The following is an 8,172-nucleotide window of genomic DNA, read 5'->3' as shown; positions in this document are numbered from 1 at the left end:
CCCAACTCCCAACTCCCAACTCCCAACTCCCAACTCCCAACTCCCAACTCCCGTCGTCTAACTGGGCTGCCTCGATTCGACGTAGCGCGGAAAACAACGGGCGATCCACCTTCTGGCGAAGGTAGCTACGTTTGAAAGATTTGATCGCTGCCGAAAGCCTCCGCGGCTTCCGCTACCGGTTACGGTCAATCGACGAACATGAATTCGTTGGACAACAACAGCGTCTGAGCAAGTTGCGCCAAACGCCCGAGTGGTTCTTGATTGGTTTCTTCCAGCGGCCCAGAAAAATCGCGTTTCGAATCGCCTTCGAAATACTCGCCGCGATCGCTTCGCAGCGAAACCTGGCAACGCAGGAAAAACGAATCAAAGCTATCGGAATCGCGCGGAGAAACGACAAAGTCGACGGTTTCACCCGCGGCGACATCGGCACTCAGGTTGCGGAACGGCCGATTGTTACTCTTTTGGTCCTCGCGCCAAATCCGTTTGTCGCCGACCCAAATCGCCAGCTGGACGCCATCACCTTTGTCATTGCGATGGCCGACCATGCCGCTGATCGACACACGCCCGTCGGCCGGCGCGGTCCAACGTCGGACGACCGCGTGCTTGCGGCCCGGATGCCCGTTCTCTGCACCCAGCGACGCGTAACCGTACTCCGATGACGCGGGCAGTTTCTCTTGGTCCTGCCAGGTCGATCCGCTGAACACCGGCAACGGGCGGAACGCGGTCACGCGGCTTTCGGGGTTCACGGGCGTCGTTCCGTATTGCCATGCCGATCGCGGATCAAATCGCTGCGGTCGCTCGCCGGCCGGTTGCTGTAAAAACGCGATGCAGGTGTCGCGCTCGATCGGTGTGGGAGGCCGCGAAAGCAGGCGAACGAACATCTGGTCGACTTGACCGCCCAGGTCTTGCCGGCCCTGTCCGATCTGGCTGGCAACCGAACGTGCGAACACACCGATTTGTGGGTGGTTCATCAAGAACAACGCTTGCTGCGGCACGGTGGTAAACAACCGCTTGGGCGTGTGCGCGTCGGGGCTGGCGACGTCAAAGGTGCGAAACAGCGACGGCAGGTTTTGTCGATCGATCATCGCGTACAGTGTGCGTCGGGGGCTGGGCGATGCCAAATGGATCTCCACCGGCGGTCCGCCGACGGTGCGATCCAGCTGGCCGCACACCGCCAGGACCGAATCGCGCAGCGATTCGAAATCACGTCGGCGACGATTGCCCCGCGCCGCCAATCGGTTCTCCGGATCCGCTTGCAACGAAGGATCGCCGGCCGGATGAGCCGATTGGGCGTAGATCCGCGAGGTCACGATTCGTCGGACCAGTCGTTTGACACTCCAATGTTCAGAAAACTCCGCGGCCAATTCATCCAGTACGCCGACCAACGGCGGCGCCTCGGTGCGGACGCCAAAGTCGCTGGTCGAATCGACAATCGGCCGGCCGATCAGATGCAACCAGATCCGATTGACGAACACGCGCGCGACCAGCGGATTTTCCGGCGACGCAAGCCGATCGGCCAGTTCACGTCGACCGCTGCCGTCGCTGAACCGGGGTTCGTCGGGTTTTCGCAGCGCGGTCAGGTACTGGCGCGGCGCAGTTTCACCGCGGTTGCCCGGTTGGCCACGCAAAAACACATGACTGTCGGCGGCTTTGGGTTGATCCACCAGCGCCAGCGGGCTGGCGCCGTCTTTCGGCGTTTCACTGCTCTGCAAGATCCCCAACAAAGAGTAGTAGTCGGTCGTCGGGATCGGATCGAACTTGTGATCATGGCATCGCGCGCAAGCCACGGTCATCCCCATCAACCCGCGGGTGATGACATCGATCCGGTCGTCGATGGTGTCGTAGCGATTGAGAAACCGGCGGCCGACGGTCAGGAACCCCATCGCATCCAAGTCACCGTGTTCGTTGTTCGGATCGATCCGATCAGCGGCCAATTGCAATCGGACCATCTGGTCAAACGGAACGTCTGTCGCGAAGGCCCGAATCAGCCAATCGCGATACCGCTCGCTGCCCTCCAGACGGCGTTCTTTGCCGGCCAGCGCGTAACCGATCGTGTCGGCATAACGTGCGACGTCCATCCAGTGCCTGGCAAACCGCTCGCCATATTCCGCCGATGCGAGCAATCGATCGACCAGCCGCTCCACTTTGTCGATCCGGGGCGAAGACACAAAGGCGGTGATCTGGTCGAGCGTCGGCGGCAATCCGGTCAAGTCATGGTAAAGCCGGCGAATCAAGGTTTCGTCGTCGCAGCGGCGCGAGCGTGAAACGCCGGCCTGATCGGCAACCCGCCCGGCGATCGTATCGATCAAGTCACGATCCTCGGGAGCCGGCGAAACCGGGTCGCGAAATCGTTGCGGGGGATTGAACGCCCAATGCGATCGCGGATCGATCTCCAGCGGCGACGTCTTTTTCGGTTGTGGGGAGACAGACCTCCGGGGGTCGGGGGCCCCCATTCGCACCCAATCTTCCAACAGTTTGATCTCCGCTTCATCCAGCTTTCCCGTCGGCGGCATTTCGTACTCTGGGTCGTCGTAGCGGACGGCGCGGATCATCAAACTGGACTCGGGATCGCCGGGAACCAGGGCCGGCCCGGACGTGCCCCCGCCGCGCAGCGACGCCGCGTCGTCGACGAACAGCTCGCCGGAAGATTCGCCGGCCGAGCGTGAATGACACTCGTAGCAATGCTGGATCAGCAGCGGTCGAACCTTGGATTCGAAAAACGCTTCCTGGTCCGGATGGATTGCCGGCGTGTTGGTTGCGGCTGATTCGGTTGCGGGGGCTTCGGCGCGAATCACAATCGACGTGACGCAGCAAGCGGCCGCAGCGATCACTGCGGCAAGGGAGGAAGGATGTTTCATTTCGGACGGTGGGCGTGATGATTCGGAGGGGCGGACAGGATAACCACATCGGCCCGAAAACACCAAACCGAACGCGAACTCCCCGACAGTCTTTCCACATGTCAAACTTTGCCCAGGCGGCGCGTGTGGATCGGAAAATCGTCGACTCACGCGTTCTGCAGTGCGGAACCGTTTTCCACCGGCAGCTTCTTTCGTTAGCGTGTGCGACCGCTGTGACTGGGTCACGAAATTATCTCCACACGACATTTTTACCACTCGGACGCTGATGCCTCAGGACGAACTCTCTTCCGCCAACGAAACGGAATCACAAGTCACCGACACGATCGCAGAATCTGCGGAGGGCACCGACACGACCGCCTCGGCCCCCCCCAACGAAACTCCGGACGCCGCGGTGGAGGAAACAATCAAGGACGCGGATCTGGATGCCGCCAAGGCGGCTTGGGAAGGTGCATCCGATCCAGGCGCAGCGGCGCCGGATGCTGCTGATCCGGCCGTCACCGATTCGGGCGGGGCGGTCGTCAGCGATGAAGACTTGCAGCGGGCGAGTGAATTGGCCGAGCCGTTCGTCGGCCAATGGAATACGTTGATCAGCACCACCAACTGGGAAAAGGGTCGGATCATCAGCCAATGGCGCAACGAACTGATCCAATCGGGCGTCGACGCGACCCAATACTCCGATGACGCCTGGTCCCGACGCGTCGGCGGTGTGACCGCGCCCCACGTGGGGCGGCTGCGCCGCGTCTATGAACGATTCAATGATTCGTACCAGAGCTACCAGGGGTTGTATTGGAGCCATTTCCTGGCCGCGTTGGATTGGGAAGACGCCGCGCTGTGGCTCGAAGGCGCCGCGAACGAAAAGTGGAGCATTTCGGTGATGCGTGAAAAACGCTGGCAAGCCGAAGGCGCCGTCGACAGCAAACGTCCGACGGAAAGCCAGATCGTGGAAGTCGACACCGACGAAGACGTCACGCTGCCCGCCCAAGGCGACGGCAAGAGCCGCGAGTACGACAACGACAGCGGCGGGGTGGAATCCGGCCCGACGTTCGAAGGCCCCGACTTTGGTGACGAAGAGGAACTGCAAACGCTCGCCGGACAAAACCAGGATGGCGAAGCGGGCATTCGTCCGGATGAAAACGAAAAGGACGCCGAGGCGCCGGCCGCTCCGGTCCAACCGTTTATCGGATTGCCCCCGCTACCGAGCGATTTGAACGAAGCCATCGAATCGCTAAAGCTGGCCATCCTGCGACACAAGGCGACCGAATGGCGCGACGTCGAAGTCGACGTGGTCGAACGCTACGTGCAAGCGGTCGGCGTGCTGATCCGCAGCTAGGATTCGGGGAAACGGTAGTGGACGACGCGAGGAGACCTCGCGGTTGGCAATCCGAACGGGCTCGCCGCCTCGTCCACTACCCAAATACCAAGCAACGGAAGAAACTTTTTCCCAAATCTGACGATTTTCACTCAAGTCCGCTCTTCCTCTCCATCGCCTCTTCCTGCGACGCTTGACGCTCCAAGGATCGAGTCGCATGAAGCGGCCGGTTCACGATGCCTTCCTCCCGGCATTCTTTTCCTTTTCTCAACCACGTGGGACGACGGAACGTCATGCCAGAACTGACCGAACTCTTTGCCGTTGTGGACGCCATCGCTCTACCCATCCTGGGACTGTGGGCCCTGCTATCGACCAAGTTGTCCGTCGGTGAAGCGCTGCGCCGTGCGGAACGACGTTTCATGATCGCGTTGGTGATCATCAGCCTGGTGACGTTGCGGACGGTGATGCGTCTGGATGAAGTCTGGTTGATCCACACGTTGACGCTGGCGTCGATGGTCCTGGGCGTCTTCACCGTGCCCAGCCGCGAAGGCGCCTTGGCGGTTTAAAGCCTCCACTTTGCCAATTGGCCGTGGAACGCGATACTGGGCGGCTCCTTCTTGTCGCCTGCCCCAATATTGCAATGCCTGATCCCCCCGAGAGTCCCGAAACTGCCGACCTGACCAGCGTTTCCGTCCAACCGGGCGGACCGACGTGCGGAAAAATTCGCCCCCCGGGCAGCAAGAGTCTGACCAATCGGGCGCTGATTTGTGCGGCGATGGCCAGCGGGCAATCCGTGCTTTCGGGAACGCTCCGCAGCGAAGACACGGCGGTGATGATTGACAGCCTGCGGACGTGCGGCGTGTCGATCAACGTTTCCCAGGCCGGGCGTATGATCCAGGTCGATGCGTCGACTCGCGATGTCAATTCAGACGCGCCCCACGAACTGTTCATCGCCAACAGCGGCACGTCGATCCGGTTTCTAACCGCCGCCTTGTCGGCGGCCGGCGGGAATTACCATTTGTCGGGCGTTGAGCGGATGCACCAACGGCCGATCGCGGATCTGGTCGACGCGCTGGCGGGCGTGCAGATCGGATCGATCCAAACACAATCACCCGGTGGATGCCCGCCGGTTGCGATCTCCTCACGCGGCTGGAGCGACCAACCGGTCTCGGTCGGCGGCAGCGTCAGCAGCCAATACCTGAGCGGGCTGATGATGGCCGCACCGATCGCCCTGCAAACCCGACGGGCAAAAGCGGGGCGTGACGCTTCCACCGACAACATTCGAATCGAGGTGATCGGCGAATTGGTCTCGCGGCCCTATGTCGAAATGACCGCCTCGGTCATGCGTTCCTTCGGGGCGAGCGTTGCAATCGAAGACGTCGCCCCCGACGCCGTCGATTCGGTTTCCTTGCGAGTGGTTGTATCCGGCGATGGTTACCACGGGATCGAATACGCGATCGAACCCGACGCCTCGGCGGCCAGTTACTTTTGGGCCGCCGCGGCGATCACCGGCGGCGAAGTCACCGTGCTGGGGCTGACCCCCGATGCGATGCAAGGCGACGTCGGGTTCTGCCGCGTGTTGGAAAAGATGGGTTGCACGTTCACCTCCGATGCCGAGGGCATGACGATCTCCGGTCGCGCGTCGCGCGGAATCGACGTGGACATGAATCAGATCAGTGACACCGTCCAGACGCTCGCCGTGGTGGCCTTGTTCGCCGACGGACCGACTCGTGTCCGAGGCGTCGCGCACAATCGATTCAAAGAAACCGATCGCATCGGCGACCTGGCGTGCGAGCTCCGTAAACTCGGTGCGAGGATCGAGGAACACGACGACGGGCTGACGATCCATCCGCCCGAGCGCGGTGTCACCCCGGCCACGCTGGAAACCTATCACGACCACCGGATGGCGATGAGTCTTTCGCTGGCCGGACTCGCCGCCGAAGGCGTCCGCGTGCTGAACCCCTCCTGCACCGGAAAGACCTATCCCGAATTCTTCGCCGACCTGGAAACCCTGATCGGACGTCCACACCGCTGGTGCTAAAACGTTTCAAGTCTCGAGTCTCGAGTTTCAGGTTTCAGGTTTCAGGTTTCAGGTTTCAGGTTTCAGGTTTCAGGTTTCAGGTTTCAGGTTTCAGGTTTGCTGGAGACCGTCCAAAATCTTCTTGTCACCCATTTTCTTGTCTGATTCCCAACTCCCAACTCCCAACTCCCAACTCCCAACTCCCAACTCCCAACTCCCAAAGAATTCCCGCGTTTGCCGCTTCTGTGCGTGACTTCGACTAACGTATAATCTCGTTCGTCAACCTGATTCCTTGTCTCACACTTTCCGGCTGGCCACTATGCGACGCCTCTTCTTTTGCCTGCTTGCCGCGTTCTCTTGGACTCTCGCTCCCGCACCAAACGCTGCGGCGGACGAGCCGCCCAACATCGTGTTCATCTTTGCCGACGATCAGTGTTTCGACACGATCGCCTCACTGGGCAATTCGGAAATCGAAACGCCCAATCTGGATCGGATCGCACGACGCGCGACCACGTTCACGCACGCCTACAACATGGGCTCGTGGTCGGGCGCCGTTTGTGTGGCCAGTCGGATGATGCTCAACTCGGGACGCTTCCTTTGGGACGCCGAACCGGTCTATCAAACGGCCGAACAGGAGCGTGAAGCGGGGCGATGGTGGAGCGAATACATGAAGGCAGCCGGATACCGCACCTACATGACCGGCAAGTGGCATTGCCGTGCCGATGCGGAAAAGTCGTTCGACGTTGCCCGCGATGTTCGCGGCGGCATGCCCGCCCAAACGCCTGCGGGATACAACCGCCCGCTGGTCGACCCGGAGACCGGAGAGGTGACGGATCCCTGGTCGCCGAGCGATCCAAAGTTCGGCGGTTTTTGGGAAGGCGGCACGCACTGGAGTGAAGTCGTCGCCAACCATTCGGTCGACTACCTGAGCGAAGCCAGCGCGATCGATCAGCCGTTCTTCATGTACCTGGCGTTCAACGCGCCGCACGACCCACGTCAATCGCCGGCCGAATATGTCGCCAAGTACCCGGTCGACGAAGTCAAATTGCCGGAGAATTTTCTTCCCGAATACCCGTATGCCGAAGCGATGGCGGCCGGCAAAAAGCTGCGAGACGAACGCTTGGCTCCGTTCCCGCGCACACCGCTGGCCGTCCAGACGAACCGTCAAGAGTATTACGCGATCATCACGCACATGGACGCGATGATCGGCCGAATCTTGGACGCCCTCGAAGCGACCGGAAAACAGGACAACACGTGGATCTTCTTCACCGCCGACCACGGCTTGGCCTGCGGTCAACACGGGCTGATGGGAAAACAAAACCTGTACGATCACAGCGTCCGAGTGCCGTTGATGGTGGTCGGCCCTGGGGTGGAAGCAGGCCGCAAGATCGATCACCACGTGTACCTGCAAGACATCATGCCGACGACCCTGGAACTGGCCGGCGTGAAGAAACCCGAACACGTCCAATTTCACAGCTTGTTGCCAATCCTGGCCGGCGAAGACAGTCAATACGACGTCGTGTATGGCGCCTATCTGGACAAGCAGCGCAGCATCCGGACCAACCGCCACAAGTTGATCGTCTATCCGGCAGCCAACAAGATTCGCCTGTACGATCTAAGTTCCGATCCGTTGGAAATGAACGACGTGGCCGATTCACCGCAGTACGCGTCCAAGATCAAGCGACTGTTCTCGCGTCTGGAAACGCTGCAAGCGGAGATGAACGACGAACTGAACCTGGGCAAGTTATCGCGCTACACCCGATCGGGCTCCTGAGTTGTTCATCGCTACGATCGCACCCAACAATACAGCATCAACGCTCTGACCGATTCGTCAGGCACGATCAAGGAACGCTACGCTTATGACGCGTACGGCGGACTGTTGGTCTTCGATGGTAGTGGAACAGCGCGTGCGACTACGGCGGAAGACAACCGATACACGTACACCGGACGCGAGTACGACGACGCCATCGACCTATACCACTACC

At 60.7% G+C, this 8,172-nt stretch carries 5 protein-coding genes; 4 read left to right on the top strand and 1 reads right to left on the bottom strand.

The genetic code is table 11. From position 1 onward, the window contains the following. Positions 1–185: 185 nt before the first annotated feature. A complete protein-coding gene (locus H1B37_RS32175; RefSeq protein ID WP_182871387.1) occupies positions 186–2,858 on the bottom strand; it encodes a PSD1 and planctomycete cytochrome C domain-containing protein in 2,673 nt (890 codons plus the stop codon). Positions 2,859–3,123: 265 nt separating this feature from the next. Between H1B37_RS32175 and H1B37_RS32170 the strand changes: the two genes are divergently transcribed. The 4 genes from H1B37_RS32170 to H1B37_RS32155 all read left to right on the top strand — a co-directional run bounded on the left by H1B37_RS32170 (position 3,124) and on the right by H1B37_RS32155 (position 7,961). Continuing rightward, positions 3,124–4,188 (top strand): hypothetical protein, encoded by a 1,065-nt coding sequence (locus H1B37_RS32170; protein ID WP_182871386.1) that lies wholly within the window; start codon positions 3,124–3,126, stop codon positions 4,186–4,188. 272 nt (positions 4,189–4,460) lie between these two features. Next, complete coding sequence (locus H1B37_RS32165) at positions 4,461–4,733, top strand: hypothetical protein (protein WP_182871385.1); 273 nt, start codon at positions 4,461–4,463, stop codon at positions 4,731–4,733. A gap of 74 nt (positions 4,734–4,807) precedes the next feature. Further along, on the top strand, positions 4,808–6,208 hold the full coding sequence (gene aroA, locus H1B37_RS32160; RefSeq protein WP_182871384.1) for a 3-phosphoshikimate 1-carboxyvinyltransferase: 1,401 nt from the start codon (positions 4,808–4,810) through the stop codon (positions 6,206–6,208). A 298-nt stretch (positions 6,209–6,506) separates the two neighbouring features. Further along, positions 6,507–7,961: a sulfatase family protein gene (locus H1B37_RS32155; RefSeq protein WP_182871383.1), complete on the top strand. Its 1,455-nt coding sequence runs from the start codon at positions 6,507–6,509 to the stop codon at positions 7,959–7,961. The last annotated feature ends 211 nt before the right edge of the window (positions 7,962–8,172 follow it).

The sequence above is a fragment of the Stieleria mannarensis genome, from assembly GCF_014154935.1.
In the GTDB taxonomy this organism is placed as follows: domain Bacteria; phylum Planctomycetota; class Planctomycetia; order Pirellulales; family Pirellulaceae; genus Stieleria; species Stieleria mannarensis.
The sequence above is the reverse complement of the archived record's forward strand: the minus strand, read 5'-3'. Positions and strand labels throughout refer to the sequence as shown.